The 21,216-nt window shown below is 41.9% G+C and carries 16 protein-coding genes; 8 read left to right on the plus strand and 8 right to left on the minus strand.

What is annotated here, in order from left to right:
- The first annotated feature begins 106 nt into the window (after window positions 1-106).
- The 5 genes from HWQ41_RS07635 (at window position 107) to HWQ41_RS07655 (ending at window position 11,773) form a co-directional block, all read left to right on the plus strand.
- Window positions 107-1,834 (plus strand): SDR family NAD(P)-dependent oxidoreductase, encoded by a 1,728-nt coding sequence (locus tag HWQ41_RS07635; RefSeq protein WP_292761156.1) that lies wholly within the window; start codon window positions 107-109, stop codon window positions 1,832-1,834.
- A gap of 218 nt (window positions 1,835-2,052) precedes the next feature.
- A complete protein-coding gene (locus tag HWQ41_RS07640) occupies window positions 2,053-6,828 on the plus strand; it encodes a PfaB family protein (protein WP_292761158.1) in 4,776 nt (1,591 codons plus the stop codon).
- 271 nt (window positions 6,829-7,099) lie between these two features.
- Window positions 7,100-8,776, plus strand: a complete 1,677-nt coding sequence (locus HWQ41_RS07645; RefSeq protein WP_292761161.1) for a PfaD family polyunsaturated fatty acid/polyketide biosynthesis protein — start codon at window positions 7,100-7,102, stop codon at window positions 8,774-8,776.
- Between the two features lie 2 nt (window positions 8,777-8,778).
- Window positions 8,779-10,293, plus strand: a complete 1,515-nt coding sequence (locus tag HWQ41_RS07650) for a thioester reductase domain-containing protein (RefSeq protein ID WP_292761164.1) — start codon at window positions 8,779-8,781, stop codon at window positions 10,291-10,293.
- 676 nt (window positions 10,294-10,969) lie between these two features.
- Window positions 10,970-11,773 (plus strand): SDR family oxidoreductase, encoded by an 804-nt coding sequence (locus HWQ41_RS07655; RefSeq protein ID WP_292761166.1) that lies wholly within the window; start codon window positions 10,970-10,972, stop codon window positions 11,771-11,773.
- 69 nt (window positions 11,774-11,842) lie between these two features.
- Here HWQ41_RS07655 and hetI read toward each other — a convergent pair whose 3' ends face one another.
- Window positions 11,843-12,562, minus strand: coding sequence for a 4'-phosphopantetheinyl transferase HetI (hetI, locus tag HWQ41_RS07660; RefSeq protein WP_292761168.1), 720 nt, complete (start codon window positions 12,560-12,562; stop codon window positions 11,843-11,845).
- Window positions 12,563-12,921: 359 nt separating this feature from the next.
- Here hetI and HWQ41_RS07665 point away from each other — a divergent pair, with 359 nt between their 5' ends.
- The gene (locus HWQ41_RS07665) at window positions 12,922-13,089 is read left to right on the plus strand and encodes a hypothetical protein (RefSeq protein ID WP_292761170.1); all 168 of its coding nucleotides are present in this window, start codon (window positions 12,922-12,924) and stop codon (window positions 13,087-13,089) included.
- Window positions 13,090-13,129: 40 nt separating this feature from the next.
- On the opposite strand, the gene HWQ41_RS07670 is transcribed toward HWQ41_RS07665, so the two are convergent.
- Window positions 13,130-13,489, minus strand: coding sequence for a DUF433 domain-containing protein (locus tag HWQ41_RS07670; protein WP_292761172.1), 360 nt, complete (start codon window positions 13,487-13,489; stop codon window positions 13,130-13,132).
- Window positions 13,490-13,720: 231 nt separating this feature from the next.
- On the minus strand, window positions 13,721-14,785 hold the full coding sequence (locus tag HWQ41_RS07675; RefSeq protein ID WP_292761175.1) for an alpha/beta fold hydrolase: 1,065 nt from the start codon (window positions 14,783-14,785) through the stop codon (window positions 13,721-13,723).
- A 158-nt stretch (window positions 14,786-14,943) separates the two neighbouring features.
- Between HWQ41_RS07675 and HWQ41_RS07680 the strand changes: the two genes are divergently transcribed.
- On the plus strand, window positions 14,944-15,687 hold the full coding sequence (locus tag HWQ41_RS07680) for a response regulator transcription factor (RefSeq protein ID WP_292761176.1): 744 nt from the start codon (window positions 14,944-14,946) through the stop codon (window positions 15,685-15,687).
- Window positions 15,688-16,023: 336 nt separating this feature from the next.
- On the opposite strand, the gene HWQ41_RS07685 is transcribed toward HWQ41_RS07680, so the two are convergent.
- Genes HWQ41_RS07685 through HWQ41_RS07700 form a run of 4 tightly spaced genes read right to left on the minus strand, consistent with a single transcriptional unit; the run spans window position 16,024 to window position 18,497 of the window.
- On the minus strand, window positions 16,024-17,154 hold the full coding sequence (locus HWQ41_RS07685) for an ABC transporter ATP-binding protein (RefSeq protein ID WP_292761178.1): 1,131 nt from the start codon (window positions 17,152-17,154) through the stop codon (window positions 16,024-16,026).
- 51 nt (window positions 17,155-17,205) lie between these two features.
- The gene (locus tag HWQ41_RS07690) at window positions 17,206-17,472 is read right to left on the minus strand and encodes a hypothetical protein (protein WP_366931643.1); all 267 of its coding nucleotides are present in this window, start codon (window positions 17,470-17,472) and stop codon (window positions 17,206-17,208) included.
- Window positions 17,459-17,731: a BrnT family toxin gene (locus HWQ41_RS07695; protein ID WP_292761180.1), complete on the minus strand. Its 273-nt coding sequence runs from the start codon at window positions 17,729-17,731 to the stop codon at window positions 17,459-17,461. The genes HWQ41_RS07690 and HWQ41_RS07695 overlap by 14 nt, the downstream gene beginning before the upstream one ends.
- A 37-nt stretch (window positions 17,732-17,768) precedes the next feature.
- Complete coding sequence (locus HWQ41_RS07700) at window positions 17,769-18,497, minus strand: GUN4 domain-containing protein (RefSeq protein WP_292761181.1); 729 nt, start codon at window positions 18,495-18,497, stop codon at window positions 17,769-17,771.
- Between the two features lie 275 nt (window positions 18,498-18,772).
- Between HWQ41_RS07700 and HWQ41_RS07705 the strand changes: the two genes are divergently transcribed.
- Entirely contained in the window at window positions 18,773-20,194 is a 1,422-nt protein-coding gene (locus tag HWQ41_RS07705; RefSeq protein WP_292761182.1) for an NADP-dependent isocitrate dehydrogenase, read from the plus strand.
- Between the two features lie 380 nt (window positions 20,195-20,574).
- Here HWQ41_RS07705 and HWQ41_RS07710 read toward each other — a convergent pair whose 3' ends face one another.
- Window positions 20,575-21,213: a hypothetical protein gene (locus HWQ41_RS07710; protein WP_292761185.1), complete on the minus strand. Its 639-nt coding sequence runs from the start codon at window positions 21,211-21,213 to the stop codon at window positions 20,575-20,577.
- Window positions 21,214-21,216: the final 3 nt, after the last annotated feature.

The following is a 21,216-nucleotide window of genomic DNA, read 5'->3' on the forward strand; positions in this document are numbered from 1 at the left end:
AAACCCATTCCCCCCCCTTTAACAGGGGGGGGGTTAGGGTGGGGTAAAACCCTGGTTAATCAGTTGCACATCAAAACCCAATTTATGCAGGTATTCACGAGGATTTATGACACAAACAGCCCAGCTTAGTCCATCATCTGTCTTTGTCGTGAGCGGCGGTGCAAAAGGGATTACGGCTGAGTGTACTATCAGATTAGCCCAACAGCAACCCTGCAAATTCATCCTCCTCGGTCGTTCCGAACTATTAGAAACTGAGCCAGATTTTGCTCAAAATTCTGATGAATCCGCATTGAAAAAATGCATTATGGAAAATCTTCTTTCCCAAGGAGAGAAGCCCACACCCATGAATGTGCAAAAAATATATAACAAAATTACCTCCAGCCGCGAAATTAAAAAGACTCTAGCAGCAATTGAAAAAACCGGAGCGAAAGCAGAATATATCAGCGTCGATGTTACAAATACGCAAGCTTTACAAGAAAAACTTGCCAATGCTGTCCAACATCTCGGCCCAATCACAGGAATCATTCACGGCGCGGGGAACTTGGCTGATAAGTTAATTGAAAAGAAAACAGAACAAGATTTTGAAAAAGTTTACACCGCCAAAGTTCAAGGTTTAGAAAACCTATTAGCTTGCGTTAATCCTAATCAACTTCAACATTTAGTTTTGTTTTCTTCGGTAACAGGATTTTATGGAAATCCTGGACAATCTGATTATGCGATCGCTAATGAAATTCTGAACAAATCAGCCCATATATTTAAGCAAAGTTATCCCTCATGTCATGTAGTCGCTATCAACTGGGGCGCTTGGGATAGTGGAATGGTGACAGCAGAATTAAAGAAGATTTTTCAAGAGCGGAAAATTGAAATAATTCCGATTGCAGTCGGCGCACAAATGCTCGTGAAAGAAATGGATAATACCAATCATGCAACCGCACAAGTTGTCATTGGTAGCCCACTAGTTCCAATGGCTACAGAGCTAGATTCAGAACTACGAACTTATCGTATTCGTCGCCAAATGACATTAGAGGCTAATCCATTTTTACACGATCATACTATTGCTGGTTCTCCAGTTTTACCAGCAACTTGTGCAATGACCTGGATTATCAATGCTTCTGAACAATTATATCCCGGTTATAGATTGTCCAATTACCAAGATTTCAAGGTTTTAAAGGGGATTACTTTTAATGAGACATTAGCGAAGGAACATATTTTAGAAATAGAAGAAATTTCTAAGGTTAATCTTGAAAGAATCGAACTTAAAGCCAAAATTTCGAGTAAAAACCCTGAAGGAAAAATCCATTTTCATTTTAGCGCTCAACTCAATCTCCAGCGAGAAATCCCAGTTGCACCCACTTATGAATCTCTCAATCTCGAACCAGATAATATTATCACCGCTACCGGAAAAGCTTTTTACCAAAATGGTGGGGCTACATTATTTCACGGACCCGGTTTTCAAGAAGTTAAGAGAGTCTTAAACATCAGTCCCGAAAAAATCACTACAGAATGTCTGTGGCCAGAACTCAGCGCCCAGCAACAAGGACAATTCCCCGTCCAATGGGTAAATCCTTATACAACTGACTTGAGTATGCACGCCTTATGGATTTGGACACAACACTTTCATGAAGAAGGTTGTTTACCTGGAAAAGTGGAAAAATTTGAACAATTTGAAGCGATACCACATAACGAAACATTTTACGTTTCTTGTGAAGTGCTAGCTAAGACACCAAGTAGTGCGATCGCAAACTTTATCATACACGATCGCCAAGGTAAAATCTATTCACGAATGCTCGGTGCCCATGCCATTATTTGGTCAATGAAAATGCTCAGAAGTTAGTAATCTTCCTTGACTTTTCACGTCATGTGGAAAAGCTAACGCGAAACCTAACCCCCCAGCCCCCTTCCCTACGAGGGAAGGGGGAGAATTCAAAGCCTCTCCCCTTTTAGGGGAGAGGAATGGAAGTGAGGTTTCCATCTTCAAAGTTTGGGGAACAGCGTAAATCCTGCCTTTTAAATTATCTCTTGCCTAATACCCAAACCCGGAGCATATAAATCGTGGAAAAAATAGCCATTATCGCATTATCATGCCTATTCCCCGATGCTAAAAATCCTGAAGAATACTGGCAGAACATCGTTAATCAAAAAGATTCCACATCCTCTGCAACCGTCGAAGAAATCGGAGTAGATCCGACAATCTTTCACAATCCAGTTAAAGGTACACCAGACAAAACCTATTCCCTCAAAGGCGGATACATCCGCAACTTTCAATTTAATCCATCTGAATACAATCTACCATCAGAATTTGTTACTGGTTTAGATAACACCTTCAAATGGTCATTGTATGCAGCTAAACAAGCAATTGTAAACAGTGGTTATTGGGGTAATCAAACTGTTCTGGCAAAATGCGGCGTAATTTTAGGTAATTTGTCATTTCCAACAAAATTATCTAATCAGCTATTCTCTCCAATTTACCAGCAATCTATTACCCCTGCTGTTAGAGAACTTTTGCAGTATGAAGACTTTGATTTAGCTACTCTCCCAACTACAACCAAAGCATCTTTGTACAATGCGATGATATCTGGTTTACCAGCATCTATCGTTGCTCAAGCTCTATCTCTATCCCAGATTAATTTATGTCTGGATGCTGCTTGTTCATCATCATTTTATGCTATTAAACTAGCATCTCATTATTTATGGTCACACAAAGCTGATGTCATGTTAGCTGGAGCCATAAGTTGTGCAGATTCCCTATTTGTGCGGATGTTATTTTCTGGTGTTCAAGGGTATGCAGAAAACGGTATCAGCCGCCCCTTGGATAAGTCATCTAGAGGATTAATCCCCGCTGATGGTGTTGGGATGGTGATGCTGAAAAGATATTCTGATGCCGTTAGAGATGGCGATAATATTCTCGCCACTATCTGCGGTAATGGACTCTCGAATGATGGCAAAGGTAAACATTTACTGAGTCCTAATCCTAAAGGACAAATTCTAGCTTTTGAACGAGCCTATAACGAGGCGAAATTTAGTCCGAAAACCATCGATTATCTAGAGTGTCATGCAACTGGCACATTACTAGGAGATACAACCGAATTCAATTCCATAGAAACATTCTTTGGTCAAAACCAAGCTGCACCTCTGGTTGGTTCTGCTAAGGCAAATACTGGTCACTTGCTAACTGCTGCTGGCATGGTTGGCTTGACTAAAGTGATTTTGAGTATGTCTCATGGTCTAATTCCAGCAACCATGAATGTTTCAGAACCTTTAGCGTCTGAAAATAGTACAATTTCCGCCGATAAAATTGTTAGAACAGCTACGGCATGGCCGAATAATAACGCATCAATTAAACGGGCAGCTATTAGCGCTTTTGGTTTTGGCGGCACTAATTCCCATCTGATTTTAGAACAAGGAAATACAACACAACCAGTTGAATCAACTGCACCTGTTCCACCTGTAAAAGTCGCCATTGTCGGCATGGATGCCTTTTTTGGTAACTGCAACGGTTTAGATGCTTTTGAACGCAGTATTTATGATGGAACACAGCATTTTACTTCTCTACCGCCTCAAAGATGGCACGGTATAGAAAATCAAGAAAATGTCCTGAAAGAGTACGGTTTAGCAGATGGTAAAGCACCAGTTGGGGCATATATCAAAGATTTTGAAATCGATACTTTATCGTGCAAAATCCCACCGAATGAAATCGAAAAGTTAAACCCACAACAATTATTGCTCCTGAAAGTTAGCGATCGCGCCGTGAAAGATGCGAAACTACAGGAAGGCGGTAATGTAGCGGTTATTGTCGCTGCTGAAACAGAATTCTCTGTGCATCAGCTACAGCAAAGATGGAATTTATCTTGGCAAGTTAAGGACAGCTTACTCAATCAAGGAATTTCTTTACCTGCGGAACAGCTTGCACAACTGGAAACCATCGTTAAAGATAGCATTCACCAACCAGTAGAAATCGGTGAATATGTGAGTCACATCGCCAACATTATGGCGAGTCGAATTTCAGCTTTATGGAATTTCACTGGCCCGGCATTCACCATCAGCGCTGGCGAAAATTCCGCCCTCAAAGCGTTGGAAGTTGCACAAATGCTACTCGCTACGGGTGAAGTTGATGCAGTGGTTGTGGGTGCGGTAGATTTGGCAGGTGGTGTGGAAAATGTCTTATTCCGCAACCAATTTGCACCAATTAATACCGGTGTCAATACGTTGGGTTATGACCAACAAGCAAATGGCTGGACGGTTGGCGAAGGTGCTGGTGCTGTTGTCCTCAAGCGCTACGAAGCTGCTAAGGAAGACAATGAACGCATCTATGCAGTCATTGATGCCATGAGTTTCGCACAAGATAATTCTACTGACAGTAACGCTCTGGTAAAAACTGATGCTTTAGCTATCAGCAATGTCTGCAAACAAGCTTTCCAGATGGCAGATATTCAACCCACAGAGGTTAACTATGTAGAAGTCTTCGGTAGTGGCGTTTCCCAGCAGGATGAAGCCGAAATCACAGGTTTACTCCAAGCTTATCCGAAAGTGGGCAATGGTTTGCACTGTGCATTGGGCAGTGTCAAAGCCAATATCGGCCACACCTATACAGCATCAGGAATCGCTAGCTTAATCAAAACCGCCCTCTGTCTTTATTACAGGTATATTCCCGCCACCCCCAAATGGTCTGGTGTCAAAACACCGCAAGTATGGGAAGGTAGCCCTTTCTATGTGGCAATGGAATCAAGACCTTGGTTTGTCGATAAAGGCGGCACACGCAGAATAGCAGCAATTAATAGTATGGGTATAGATGGGAGTTACGCCCATTTAATCTTATCGGAAGAACCCAGCCAAGAGGAGCGCGACAACAGATATTTGCAACAAATGCCTTTTCATTTGTTCCCCATAGCAGTTAGCGATCGCACCACCATTTCCGATCTTCTAAACAATCTCCAACATACCATTGAAGCGAGTTCTTCTTTATCAGCTACCGCTAGCCAAACATTTGCTACATTTGAACAGCATCCTAATCCTAAATACGTCTTATCAATCACAGGACGTAACACAAAAGATTTACTCAAAGAAATTGAATCTGCCCGCAAAGGTGTAAATAATGCTTTTGAGAACGGCACAGATTGGCAAACACCTTTAGGAAGTTATTTCACAGCGAAACCATTGGGTAAAACTGGAGCAGTTGCTTATGTTTATCCCGCCGCAGTCAATTCTTATATTGGCATTGGTCGCAGTGTCTTCCGTTTATTTCCGAAAGTTTTTGAGGACTTAAAAAGTAACAATCTCTACAATCGGGCTGCCGATGTTGAAAAGTTGGTTTATCCGAGAAGTTTACCTAAATTGACAACTAGGCAACTAGAAACTCTCGAAAAGCAATTGTTAGATGATTCACTGGCAATGTTTGAAAGTGAAATTGCCTTTGCTAGATACATGACGGCAATTTTCCGAGATGATTTTCAAGTCAAGCCGAAATCCGTTTTTGGGTATAGCTTGGGTGAAACTAGTATGATGGTTGCCCAAGGAGTTTGGAGTGATTTTGAAGGCGGAAGTAATACCTTAAATTCATCACCTTTATTTGGCGATAAATTATCTGGGCCGAAAAATGCTGTGCGTGAATATTGGGGATTAACCGATTCACCAAACAACAATTTTTGGAATACTTATGTTCTCATGGCTACTCCATCTCAAGTTAGAGAATGTCTTAAACATGAAAATCACGTCTACTTAACTCAAATCAACACACCAGAAGAAGTATTAATTGCTGGTGATGATGCAGCCTGTAAGCGAGTGATTGAAACTTTAGGTTGCAACGCTTTCCCGGCTCCCTTCGACCATGTGATACATTGTGAAGCGATGCGATCGCAGTACGAGGAAATCAAGAAGGTAAACACCTTACCATCCCAAAATCTCCCCGGTATTGTTTTTTATTCAGCCGCAGATTATCAACCGATCGCACTTGAAAGTGATGCGTTCGCCGGAGGCGTTGGCGAAGCCATCGCGCATAACATCGCCAAAGGATTGTGCCAAGAACTTGATTTTCCGCAATTAGTTAATCGTGTCTACGGTGATGGTGTCAGAATATTTTTAGAAGCTGGTGCAGGTAGTGTCTGTTCACGATGGATTGATAAAATTCTCGGCAACAAAGAACACATCACAGTTTCTCTGAATCGTAGAGGGATGGATGACCATGCTTCAATGGTCAAAGCATTAGCAAAACTACTCAGTCATCAGGTGAATGTGGATTTATCACCACTGTATAGCAAAGCCCAAGAAACTGCTAATTCAAATAAAGCAACATTAAGAACAGTTACCTTGGGAGGGAAAGCGATCGCTGCTACAATTTTGAGCGAAGAAAATCGTAAACTTGTTGAAGATTTGGTTGGGGATATTAAGTGCGATCGCTTCAAAAAACAGCATCCAAACATACCTAATCTCCAACAATCTGAAATCACAGATTTTCTTAAGACTTCTAACCAGATAACCCAAGAAGAAAGTTATTCCCCTAGCATCTTGCCTCAGCCAGAAGAAGTAAAACCGAAAAATATCATTGATAACGGTTTTGAAACGAAAGAACAATTACAATCTTCTGAGTCAAGCGCAATTGGGCAGCAAAATCCTCTTTCTTCGCCACCTGTCATCACTCAAAAAATTAGTAGCATCATCAGCATGTTTGATTTAAATAAGACTCAGTATCAAAAGCTCAATGCTAATAATTCAAAGATAACTAAAGCGCACAGTGCTTTTTTACAAGCTAGACAAGATTATAGTCAACAAATGAGCGAAATCATTCAATTGCAACTAACTTGCGCCCAAAACTTGCTCAACGAAGAATCCTAATAAATCATACCAATTCTCTCTCAACTTGCACTCAACAACTGCTTAACTTATCTCTTCCTTCTCTTCCTTCTCTTCCTTCTCTTCCTTCGCGTCCTTTGCGTCCTTTGCGGTTCGTTTAAAAAAGATTAAGTGCATCTTCCAGAGAATTGGTATTACTCTCTTCCTCTGTGTTCTCTGCGCCTCTGTGGTTCGTTAAAAGAAAATAAAACGTAGACTCCTTTACAGAATCTACATCTATCATCCATTGCTTGTAATCCGAGGGATAACTGCCGTGACAACCGTAGATACGGTACTAAGTAAACACGATAATGGTCTTAACTTCTCTGCCTGGTCTTATAACAAAAACCAGGTTTGGAAAGGTTCTTTAGAAACTGTATCTTTTGAGCAACAAACCATCAAAGATAAATTGATGGTATTAGATAAACCCTGCTACATCGTGAAAGTTGCCGGAAAAATCGGTGTCACAAATGAGGGGTATTTATCCCCAGGTGATAATGGCACAACAGCACAAGTAGAACTGCTAACATTTGCAGCACCAATCCGTATTCAACAATTTGGAGATCCCAATTTTCTCTCCTTTCATGGAGTGAAATATGCCTACGTTACCGGCGCAATGGCTGGCGGAATTGCTTCCGAAGAAATGGTAATTGCACTCGGAAAAGCACAAATTTTGAGTTCCTTTGGTGCAGGTGGTTTAACTCCAGAACGTTTGGAAGCAGCCATAAATCGTATTCAACAAGCTTTACCTCAAGGGCCTTATGCATTTAATTTAATTCACAGTCCCAATGAACCAGCGATTGAACGCCGCGCTGTGGATTTATACCTCAAATATCAAGTGAGAACAGTAGAAGCATCTGCATTTCTCGACTTAACTCCCAACATTGTTTATTACCGTGTTGCTGGATTGGGGTTAAATAAGGCCAATCAAATTGAAATCAAAAATAAAGTCATTGCCAAAATTTCTCGCCGAGAAGTTGCTACTAAATTTCTGCAACCAGCACCAGCCAGAATACTCAAAGAACTTCTTGAACAAGGCTTAATTACTGAGTTACAAGCAACTCTTGCAGCTAAAGTTCCGATGGCTGATGATATTACCGTCGAGGCTGATTCTGGAGGTCATACAGATAACCGTCCCCTGATTTGTTTATTACCTTCTATTATTGCCTTGCGGGATGAGATTCAAGCACAATATCATTACCAAACACCCATTAGAATTGGCGTAGCAGGGGGAATTGGGACACCACAATCAGCATTAGCAGCCTTTATGATGGGTGCTGCTTATATAATGACAGGCTCAATTAATCAGTCATGCATTGAATCTGGGGCTTGTGAACATACCAAAAAGTTATTAGCTCAAGCAGAAATGGCTGATATGATTATGGCCCCAGCAGCAGATATGTTTGAAATGGGAGTCAAATTGCAAGTTCTCAAACGGGGTACAATGTTCCCCATGCGAGCGCAGAAATTATTTGAACTCTATCGCGCTTATGGTTCCATTGAAGAGATTCCTTTGGCAGAAAGAGAGAAATTAGAAAAACAAGTTTTTCGCAAAACTATTGCTGAAGTATGGGAAGGAACTGCGGCTTATTTGTCCCAAAAGAATCCTGAAAAACTTGGGAAAGCAGTCAATAATCCTAAACTGAAAATGGCGTTGATTTTCCGCTGGTATCTAGGATTATCTTCTCGTTGGTCTAGTTCTGGTGAAAAAGGCAGAGAAGTCGATTATCAAATTTGGTGTGGCCCGGCAATGGGCGGTTTCAATGACTGGGTACGCGGTTCCTACCTGTTTGAACCAAATAATCGTCAGGTAGTTGATGTTGCTAATCAAATTATGACTGGTACAGCCTTTTTGTATCGTGTCCAAAATTTGAAAATTCAAGGGCTGCAAGCTGACGATTATTACAGTCAGTATCACCCTGTTCGTTCTACATCCTTGTTGGAGATTTAAAAATGACTATAAAACAGTCTTTCACAGCAGACGATATTCAAGTATTTTTGGTATCTAACTTAGCTAAGTTGCTAGGAGTAGCAACTGATGAAATAGATGTCAAAGAACATTTAGAAAACTATGGGTTGGATTCAGCCCAAGCAATGATTCTAGTCAGTAACTTAGAAAAGTTGCTAGGATTTCAACCATCTCCATTGCTTCTGTGGCATTACCCAAATATTGAAGCCCTTTCACAGCGTTTAGCTGAAGAAGTACAAGAAGGTTCACCAGTTCAAGATACAAAGGTGACATCCTCTAATGCCAATGCTGCACCCTCTGTTTTAGATTTAAGTGCCGAGGCTGTTCTTGACCCTACAATACATCCTGGTGCTGCATCTAATGTGCTTGTGGGTGAACCCAAAAACATCTTTTTGACTGGAGGAACAGGCTTTTTAGGAGCTTTCATCATCCGGGAATTGCTACAAGAAACCGATGCGGATATCTATTGCTTAGTGCGTGCTGCTAATGCCGAAGAAGGCAAAAGCAAACTCCAAAAAAATCTAGAACAGTATGCAATTTGGCAGGAAGAATTTAACTCCAGAATTATTGCTATTGTCGGCGATTTATCTCAACCATTGTTAGGTATTGGTTCGGAACAGTTTCAAATCTTAGCTGCCAATATTGATACTATCTATCATAGTGGTGCTTTGTTGAATTATGTTTTTCCATACTCAGCACTGAAAGCAGCTAATGTTTTAGGAACTCAAGAAGTTTTGAGATTGGCTTGTCAAATTAAAGTCAAGCCTGTACATTACGTTTCTAGTGTTGCTGTTTTTGAATCGACTGCTTATGCTGGCAAGGTTGTTAAAGAACAGGATGAATTCAATCATTGGGAAGGTATTTATCTTGGTTACTCACAAACTAAATGGGTAGCTGAAAAGTTAGTAAAAATTGCTCGTGACCGTGGAGTTCCTGTAACTATCCACAGACCGCCACTGATTTCAGGTGATAGCAAAACAGGCATTTGTAATACACATGACTTTATCAATTTGATGACCAAGGGCTGTCTACAAATGGGAAGTTTCCCTGATGTAGATTATATGTTGGATATGTCTCCTGTAGACTATGTAAGTAAAGCCATTGTTTATCTATCACGGCAGAAGGAATCCATAGGTAAGGCTTTCAATTTACAACATCCTCAACCAGCTGCTTTGAAAATGCTAGTTGAGTGGATACGCTCTTTTGGTTATTCAGTTGAGATGATTCCTTATGAAAAATGGCAATCAGAGTTAATCAATAATGTGTCTTCTGTTGATAATCCTTTGTACACTCTGCGACCTTTTTTACTGGAACGTTGGTCTGATGAACAATTGACTATTCCTGATTTGTACTTGCAAGCTAGAAGACCCCATATTAGCTGCCAAGATACTCTCCATGCACTAGCAGGAAGTTCTATTGTTTGTCCTCCAATTGACTCTCAATTGTTTATGACTTATACCGCCTACTTGATTCAAAGTGGCTTCTTGAATATCGCTTAGAAATTCACAACTTGCGTAGGATGTGTTAGGGAAGTAACGCACCCTACTATAGCGCTTCTTGATGGAAGCAATACACTTTGACCTCACTTCCATTCCTCTCTCCTAAAAGGAGAGAGACTTTGAATCTTACTCCCCTTCCCTTGCTGGGAAGGGGCTGGGGGTTAGGTCTGTATTGCACTCAAAATAGAAGCCTTATAATAGAAGTTTTCCATTTTATTTAGACCAGGTTTTTTAAAACTCAGTACTACTGAATAGCCAATATTTCAGATGCCAGCAACAACTCATACACCACCAGCGGCAATATAATTGCCCTGTTTTTTTATGCTCAATCATGTAAATTTTTAGTATTCACCCCTTGACAGAAGCAATTGAGGATAGAATGGTTAGTGTCGGGCATAAAAGTTTGATTTTACCTGCTGGCTGTTGTGAGTAATCAAAAGCCAGTGCTAGTAGTTTGAAGTAACCGAACTTCTTTAATGCCCAACTTCTTCGATGCATAAATCCTAAATTTGCGTTTGGATTGCTACATCTATCCAAGGCATCACACAAGCATTTGAAAGGGTAATAACTCAAGGCATTTCTCGTCATTTGAGATATTACGCATACTTAATTGTAGAACGAGAACGACTGTAAATGCAACACAGCTTCATCAAATTGAATTCACCAACATTCTTACATGAACACAACACATCAAAGACAGAGCAAAAAAACTGCTCTTATTACTGGGGCAGCCGGTGGAATTGGCTACGAATTAGCATGTATTTTTGCTGCTCATGATTACAATCTGGTATTAGTAGACAGAAACGGCCTAAAGCTTGTAGAAATTGCAGTTAAATTCCAAAAAGAATTTGGAATTTTTGTCAAGGCTATTGTTAAGGATTTATCTATATCAACAGCTCCTGAAGAAATTTTCACGGAGTTGCAAAAAGCCGATATTAATGTTGACGTGCTGGTAAATAATGCCGGATTTGGTATCTATGGATTATTTCACGAAACAGACTTAGCTACTGAATTGGAAATGCTACAGGTAAATTTGGTGTGTCTCACCCATTTAACCAAGCTATTCGTGAAGCACATGGTAAAGCAAGGTGAGGGAAAAATCTTAAACGTCGCCTCAGCTGCTGCTTTTCAACCTGGGCCTTTGATGGCGGTTTATTTTGCTACTAAAGCTTATATATTATCTTTTTCAGAAGCGATCGCTAATGAATTAGAAGGTACAGGTGTCACTGTGACAGTTCTTTGCCCAGGCTCAACCGCATCTGCTTTTCATGAAAGAACCGGGATGGCTGACTCTAAGTTGCTCAAGGGTAAGAAAATGATGGATGCACGAACAGTAGCTGAAGTTGGTTTTCGTGCCTTAATGAAGGGTCAAACCATTGTCATTCCTGGTTTACTCAATACAATACTTGCAAAATGCGTTAGATTTGTACCTAGAAACCTGGTGACAAAAATTGTAAGAAATATGCAGGAAGATAAGTAAGCAGGTTGTCATTTGTCATTTCTCCGCAAAATCTCTCTTGTTTCACGCAGGAGATGAGTTTAATCAACATCAATACTGCCAACACTTCAAATCCCAGCCAAAATTTTCTATAGCAACGGCAGCAACATAATTGTTAGCCGGCAGTAATTCAAAAAGACTCCAGTCTTCAGTTATCTGTAACTTAGCTGGTTCTGTGGGAGTTAGCGACACTTCAATTTGCTCTAACTGCGATAGTCCGTCTCCAGTTGCTTTTAAATAAGCTTCCTTACAAGTCCAGTAACGGAAAAATACCTCTTGCTGTTGGTTGGGAGATAGCGATCGCAACATCTCATATTCTCTCGGTAAAAAGAACCGTTTGGCAAGAGCTTCCAAATCAGACATCGGGCGAATATATTCTAGGTCTACACCAATTTGGCGGGTGCAATTCACCGCACACAAACCCAACCCTTGGGAATGAGACAAGTTAAACGCCAGTCCACTCTCGACAAATGTATCTCCTAATACAGGTTTGCCACGGTGTTGATAATTAAACTGAACTTGTAGCGGCTGGATACTCAAATAGCGACCTAATATAGTTCGCAGAATACCACGACCAGCGATGAAACGCTGCCGATGTTCCTGAAAATAGAACCGTTCAGCACGAGCCGTTTCGTCACTGGAAAGAGTTGCTGCTAAATTTTGCAGCTGTGGTTCTGGTTGGTCAAGGTCTATGCGCCAGACATGAATCTCAGCCGGTAACAAAGTTAAATCTGTCGGTGCAGGTTGCCAAATATCATTAGGAGCAGTCATTGAGTCAAAAAGTCAAGGGAGTTGTACTTTAGTAGTTTGTTTAATTACGACAATTATTATGGGTGGATCTGGTTTGACGCTTTAGCGCTACTATCTAATTCGCTAGATTAACGCGATCGCTTCGCAGGTTCAACGCGGGGTCACAGCTTTCTCGGCTATGATCTGGCAGCGAAGCTACCACTGTAACGTTTGCAGCGTTCCAGCTAACCGCACTCGAACAATCACGCCCTTGCTATCTTAAATCTTTTCACTGCCAAATAATTTTTATCAGAAAGTGTTAAATCTGGAACAAAAAAACCTTGTCAAAGCTTGTTAAAAACCTATTAGAACTACTTTTTTAGAAAACATAGTGAGGATGAATGATTATTAATTTGGAGTACTTTACCTTCTTTGTGCTACTTCTGGCAGCGCTGCTATTAGCAATTAGGCAAATGAGCGTTGCTTTGGATGAAGTAGATATTGAGCGCTTTACTCTCTGGACAGGTATTGCCTCTGTCATTGCTGGTTTACCAATAATATTGTGGTAGCTTCTCAGTCAATGCCAGCCTCTCCATTGCAATAGTTTATTTAGGACAAGTAGTAAAAACAAGCTAATCTGTTCACTTTTAGGGCTGCATTCACCTGAGCCTCACTCAAATCATACTCAGCAGCAATTTGCTCTGCTGATAATCCCCATTGTTGAGATGCGATCGCCAAAGTCTGTACCCGCAAGCCAGTTCCATGCAGTACTGGCGCTGCTAAACCACTAGCACCCCGACGATAAGTAAGCTCAGGAAACACAGGATATTCATGATGCTCAGTTAAAATCTCGACCTTTTCAGCTACAGCCGAGACAATAAATTCCTCAAGAGAAACGCCAAGGCTTGCAGCACATCTTTGGGCTTCTTGTCTTAACAGAGGGGGCAAATTAAAAGAGTCAGATATCATCAATATATTCTTCCTAGCCAGCTAACAATAATATCTTGCTTTAGCCTTTCCTATCTTAACCTTTGCCATGAAAGGCAATCCTAATATAGGACTCCTATTTAATTTTTAAGCATTTCTTCTCTTCCTTGTCTTCCTTCTCTTCCTTCTCTTACTTTGCGACGGCAGTCGCTACAACGGGGGGAACCCCCGCAACGCGCTGCCTCTTCTTTGCGTCCTTTGCGGTTCGTTAAATTACGAATTACGCTGTTTCTCCAACCATTGTAAAATTCGATTCCATGCCCACCAAGGGTCAGAGTCTTGTACTTTACGCTGGCAATTTTTGCTACTCAAATAGCCAACATGCCCGCCGTACCGAGTGAGTAACAAATCTATTGCGGGATTGCGATCGCAGGCTTCTTGTAATTCCGGTATGATGGCTGGGTCAAAAAGTGGATCATCGGCAGCATAAATAATCAAAGTCGGTTTCGAGATTTGCGGCAATATTTGTAAAGCACTACTAGCTTGGTAATATGCTTCCACAGAAGAAAAACCTAGTCGCTTAATTACCAGTTCATTATCAAAACCCCAAATACTGTTTGCCCGTTCAATCGCTGCTGGGTCAATACTTCCAGGATGAGCATCATGTATTCGCCATGCCAGTTTTTTTAAATTCTGTGCAATCCCTGCTTCCAAATATCTGCCGAAGGGCTTTGTAACTAGATAAGATAGCGATCGCTCCGAATCCAAACTGGGACAAATCACCATACCACCGCCAATATCGCTATCTTCTAGTCCTAAATCTCCATACTCCCTAATCACTTCACCAGCAACTTTCAACGCCCATAGCGCCAATTGCCCTCCTAAAGAAAACCCTGTAAACCAAAATTTTCCCGGACATCCCATTGCCTTAGCAGCGGCGGCAATGCGAACAAAATCTTCCCCCTCATACAAACCATCAGAAGTCAGAGTCGGCGACAATTGGGCGGTTTTGCCGTGGGCACGCCAATCAAATAACACCATAGCGTATCCTTGAGCGTAGGCTTTACGTCCTAGCACTCTCAAAAACCATTCTGTCTCTAACTCACCAGTAATGCCATAAGTACCGATAATCGTGCTATGAGCATTTTCCGGGATGGCAACCAAGCCAAAAATTGGCACACCTTGGCCACCAACAAAGATTTTCTCATGATAAGACGGTTCTGGTAATAGAGTAGTACTTTCCCAGTAACGTTTTCCCCACAAAGCGGTGTACACAGTCATCATCACACCGTTTTGTAAAAACCAAGACGGATTGTAGGGGGGAGTATAACACATCATAGACTATAAGATTTCGTGTAGTTGAGTCTTGATTTCACAGTCATTTAATCTTAATATTTATGTAAGATTTAAAAACCTTTTCATAATCGAGTGAAAAATCTTTGTATCTATACAAAGGTTGTTATTTATCCTTAATAAGTAGTAATAATTTTTTAAGAATGCCGAGGATTCTTGTCATAGACGATGACCCAGCGATTTCAGAACTAGTTGCCGTCAACTTGGAAATGGCTGGCTACGATGTAAGTCAAGCTGAAGACGGCATCAAAGGTCAAGCGCTGGCTCTCCAGTTACAACCAGACTTGATCATGCTCGATTTGATGTTGCCCAGAGTAGATGGGTTTACCGTTTGCCAACGCCTGCGGCGCGACGATCGCACCTCTGAGATTCCGGTGTTAATGTTGACGGCTTTGAGCCAAACTCAGAACAAGGTGGAAGGCTTCAATGCTGGCGCAGATGACTACCTCACCAAGCCTTTTGAAGTTGAAGAACTGCTGGCGCGGGTGCGGGCACTTTTGCGGCGTACTGACCGCATTCCCCAAGCAGCAAAGCATAGTGAGATTCTCAACTATGGCTCACTCACCCTCGTTCCCGAAAGATTTGAGGCAATATGGTTCAATGACACGGTGAAATTGACTCACTTAGAATTTGAGCTACTTCACTGCTTGCTGCAACGCCACGGTCAAACAGTTTCTCCCAGCGAAATCCTCAGAGAAGTTTGGGGTTACGATCCTGATGACGACATTGAAACGATTCGAGTCCATATTCGCCACTTGAGAACCAAGCTAGAACCAGATCCCCGCCACCCCCGCTATATCAAGACAGTGTATGGTGCTGGATACTGTCTGGAGTTACCCGGTATACCTCCATCAATTGAAGGGGCTTCGGTAACAGTCGTAGAATGAAATCACCCTAAATTACCTTAACTAAACCATCACTTAGGCAAGAACTCTCAGAAACTCTTATTCCTTACCGTTTAGTTAAGGTAATTGGTGGGATTTTCCGGTGTGTAGAGAGGTTGCAATGCAACGTTTCTACAAGCGTTATCGACAGGGAAATTATTTAGGACTTACGCACAAGAGATCCCCCAACCCCCTTAAAAAGTGGGCTTTTAGGATTCCCCCCTTTTTAAGGGGGTTAGGGGGGATCTAGGTTTTAGGTTTGCAGTGTGTAAGTCCTGTTATTTTATCCCAAGGGTATTTAGTCTAAAATAAGCGATGAGAGTTACCTTAAAACCACAGTCACTCATGAGGTAAGATTCTGTCCCCAGTTTTGGGATCAAATACAAACAACTGATTTAAATCGAGTTGTAGAGAAAGGCGATCGCCTGGACGCAAACGCACATCAGAGCCTACCTGAATATTCAACACCACCGCCGAACCAGGTAAACCAGCACGAATCAAAGTTTCTCTTCCCAAAGGTTCCACGACTTTAACTTGAACTGATAACAATCCTGAGTTTTGAGTACTGTTAGCGGATAGCTGTTGTTCAGCCCGTTCTGAATCAGTGTTGATTTTTATATGCTCTGGACGAATCCCCAAATCAAAACTGTGTCCCTGACGCAACTGGAATTTTTCTTTGACAACTGCTGGAATTGCTAATAACTGTCCACTGACATCAAAACCGTTATTTTCATAGATTGCAGGTAAGATATTCATTGGCGGACTGCCTAAAAAACTTGCCACCATCTGATTAGCAGGACTTGTATAAATAGTTTGGGGATCGCCGATTTGTTGAATCCGCCCGCGATTTAGCACGACAATTTTATCAGCCAAAGTCATCGCTTCAACTTGATCGTGGGTGACGTAAATAGTTGTAATGCCTAACTCTTGATGTAACTGTTTCAATTCTGCCCTGGTATCATCGCGCAATTGGGCATCTAAATTAGATAAAGGTTCATCAAGTAAAAACACTTGTGGTTCACGAGCGATCGCTCTCCCTAATGCTACCCGTTGTTGCTGTCCCCCAGAGAGTTGTTTGGGTTTACGATCCAGCAGGTGATCTAGAGAAAGCGATCGCGCCACATTCATCACCCGTTCTTGAATGATTTTCCGGTCAACCTGACGCATTTGCAAGCCAAAGCCGATATTTTGCGCCACACTCATGTGAGGATAGAGAGCGTAGTTTTGGAAGACCATCGCCACATCCCGTTGTCTGGCTGGGATATTATTCACCAAGCGATCGCCAATAAAGAGTTTACCAGATGTGGCAGTTTCTAAACCCGCGATCGTTCGCAAAATTGTAGACTTACCACAACCCGATGGCCCGACTAAAACCCAAAACTCGCCATCAGGAATTTCAAAGGTAATATCCTCAATAGCGGTGACGTTATTGAATCGACGCTTAATATCTTCTAAACGAACGTTTGCCATTATCCAATTTGATATTTTCAGTTTGGGATCTGCGGCACTTCCAAGTCAGCATTAGGGGCTTTTATTTGTCCCATCCGAGGAACTGTGAGGCTGCTTTGTCAGTGCAGAAACTTGGTTTTCCTGCACAATTCTAATCAGAAATCTTAGAGCCTCATTGACGGCATCAGCATTAGGAAAAACCTCTGCAACATCAGGTTCTAAACGAATTGTTGTCTTACCAAAGCTTTTTCGTTCAGGGCCGAAGTTTCTGACCCTTAAACTCTTTAAGTCATATTCTGATCGCAAATCGTCTTCCATTTCTGGCTTACCCTTCTTCATAGGCTTCTCGCTCGGATCGCGTTACTTCTCTTGCACTAATAAGACGAATCGATTTTCCTCTCTCGGTATACGACATGATTAGTAAGCGTCCCCGACTTGACTCTCCAATAATAAGGTAACGCTCCTCATCATCAGAGTGGTCTGGATCATAGAAGTTAACATAGAGCGGATCATCGAAAACAGTTTTGGCTTCTTCAAAGGAAACCTGATGTTTTAAAAGATTTATTGCCGCTTTGTTTTCGTCCCACTCAAACCTCATGGAATTATTAAATCACCCTTTGTACGTAGGCTCAAAATCATTTTTCTGGATTATTCGACCAAGCTGGATGAGAGAGTAAAGAAGCAAAGACTCGTACCCCGCGAAGTTGATTAGAGAGGGGTAAGTGACCTCTAGGCGCACTCAAATCCCAGGTAAACTCGTTAGGGTATCGCGTCCAGATGTTACCTGCTTTCCAGCCAATTTTCGGCCAGAAATTCTCCCAATTTTTACCCAAACTCAACCAGATTTCTCGCTGTACTGAAAAGCCAAACTTACCTTCGGAGTGGACTAACCAGAGGTTGTTAATGGTTTGCAAGTCAACAGCCGAGACATTTTCTACCTCACTAAAATACAACCATTTTCGTTGTACAGCCGTTGGCCCTGATAGTTCACACATTTTTTCGATGGTGACGCGATCGGCTGCTTGGAAGTCTTGAGCCGCCAATAGCTGTTGCAAAGAATTGTAGTTAATCCCGCACTCTGATTTTAGAGGTACAATTCCCTCAGGAAAACAGGAGCGCAAAAATTCTTTGGCTTGAGGTGCATCAGAGTTATAAAGGACTTGATAAGCTTTGCCATCAACCCAAGTAGCTGGGTTCTCACGTCGTTTCAGTAAAAATTCCATCAACACGTCTAATCCCTCATTACCCAACTCAGCTAACTGTGGGATTATCTGTTGTTGGACTTTTTCAGACCCAGCGATTAACGGTTGTCGGAGGGAGTCGATGTCATTTGCAGGGTCTGATAAAATCATTGGGTCTGTCATGCCATTCTCGTGTTAGCGGTCAGTGAAAGAGTGGTAAGCTATCGGGCTTCTCCAAGGTGAAGCACTGATAGCGAAAAGTAGTTTACTATTTTTGATCGTACAAAATTGCGATCGCTTCACTGAATCCCACACTTAATCCCCAAATAATGTACAAGGGGAATAGGGGGAAAATCTGCGCCTGATGGCTTGGTATACAAAAGACACAGTAAAATATGCCAGCCTTGCCACATAAGGATTTTTTGACTTGCAGCGTATCCATTAGGAGTGTGTGAACTATGTACGACAAGATTACCCCCCCCGCAGCCGGAGCAAAAATCACCTTCAAAAATGGTGAACCAATCGTACCGGACAATCCAATTATCCCCTTTATTCGGGGCGACGGCACAGGTATAGATATCTGGCCTGCTACCCAAAAGGTGCTAGATGCTGCGGTAGCCAAAGCATACAAAGGTCAACGCCAAATTAGCTGGTTCAAGGTTTACGCTGGGGACGAAGCCTGCGATTTATACGGGACTTATCAATATTTACCTCAAGATACTCTCACGGCAATTGAAGAATATGGTGTAGCTATTAAAGGGCCTTTGACTACTCCCATTGGGGGGGGGATTCGTTCTTTAAATGTGGCGCTGCGGCAAATTTTTGACTTGTATGCCTGCGTGCGTCCTTGCCGCTACTATGCAGGTACGCCCTCACCCCACAAAAATCCTGAAAAGCTGGATGTAATTGTTTATCGGGAGAATACGGAAGATATTTATTTAGGGATTGAGTGGCGACAAGGTAGTGAAATCGGCGATCGCTTAATTAAAATTATCAATGAAGAACTGATCCCCGCCACCCCAGAACATGGGAAAAAACGAATTCCTCTTGATTCTGGTATTGGCATTAAACCCATCAGCAAAACTGGTTCCCAGCGCCTAGTCAGACGTGCCATCAAACACGCCTTGCTATTGCCCAAACACAAGCAACAGGTGACTTTGGTGCATAAGGGCAACATTATGAAGTACACCGAAGGCGCTTTCCGCGATTGGGGTTATGAATTAGCAATCAGTGAATTTCGCCCAGAAACTGTCACTGAACGGGAATCTTGGATTTTGAGTAACAAGGAAAAAAATCCGAATATTTCCTTAGAAGAAAACGCCCGCCAGATTGATCCGGGGTTTGATTCTCTCACCGAAGAGAAACAAGCGGAAATTGTCAAGGAAGTTGAAACTGTTCTTAACTCAATCTGGGCAACCCACGGCGATGGCAAATGGAAAGATAAAGTTTTGGTGAATGACCGGATTGCTGACAGTATTTTTCAACAAATCCAAACTAGACCGGATGAGTATTCGATTTTGGCGACGATGAACTTAAACGGCGATTACTTGTCTGATGCCGCCGCCGCCATTGTTGGTGGTTTAGGAATGGGGCCAGGGGCAAATATTGGCGATGCTAGTGCCATATTTGAGGCTACCCACGGCACCGCACCCAAACACGCCGGTTTAGATCGGATTAATCCTGGTTCACTGATTTTGTCTGGTGTGATGATGCTAGAATTTCTGGGTTGGCAAGAAGCCGCAGACTTAGTTAAGAAAGGTTTAAGCGATGCGATCGCAAATAGTCAAGTCACCTACGATTTAGCCCGGTTGCTAGAACCGCCAGTTGAACCCTTAAAATGTTCTGAATTTGCCGAGGCAATTATTCAGCATTTTGATTAATTATAGGACTTACGCATTGACAGAAAACGCCAAGTGTGTATGATGCAAAAACCGGATCTGTGGTAGGGGTTTAGCATTGCTCATACGTGTCAACTTAACGTGAAAGTTAGTCTAGAAGCAGCTTTTAGAGATTATCTCGTTCCCAGTCTCCGACTGGGAATGCATTCCGAGAGGCTCCGCCTCAAGACTTGCGGCAGAGCCGCTATGAGATGCATTTCCAGCCAGAGGCTGGAAACGAGGTTTTAAAAGGCTTTCACCTTAAGTTGACACTAATGAGCAATGCTAAACCCCTACGGCGCGGATCTATTTAGGGCTTGCTGAATAGATATGGAAAGGAGTTCACGCTAACTCGGTTTTATAACCGCAAGTGCTAACATCATTTAGAGAAATTGAGAAGCATTGTCCGAGCTAAAAAACTGATTTTTCGTTAAATCAACTTTTTCATCTTCTTCAGCTTCTTCATCTCTCAATGGCGTGTTTCTTTTCTCCTTCTCCAAATTTTTATCCAAATACATTAAAACGTCGTCTGAAACCCTTCTCAGTATTTCGATTTCATAATCAGCAATCACTTTTGGGAATACCTGATTAACCTCTTTCTGCAAATCAGGTAATATTCGCGTTTTATTGTTCAACCTAGTAAGAGGAATATTGCTAGATTTTATTATTCCTTTAGCGTTTACTATCAGCCACCCTGATAGCGAATTTATTGGCAAGACTGCGAATGCTGTTTTATATCCTTCATCCTCTTTTTTTTTCAATCCTTCCACATCCTTCTCACCAAGCTGCACACTATCTTTAATTGTTGTCTTTACTTCAACAGAGAAATTAGGATATTGTGAGTGATTCCAAATGTCTATGTCTACGCCCTGAGAAGAATAATTTTCTACTTGAAACCCTAATCGGCAGAAAGTGATCGCCAATAAAATCTGGCAAGTCTTTCCAAATCCATTATCTTTTTTAGATTTGGCATTCAAGTGTAGCGAAATCTTCTTCAGGGCATCGTAGGTATCTACATTCATTTC

This window comes from Nostoc sp. NOS(2021) (assembly GCF_017115025.1).
Taxonomy (GTDB): domain Bacteria; phylum Cyanobacteriota; class Cyanobacteriia; order Cyanobacteriales; family Nostocaceae; genus Nostoc.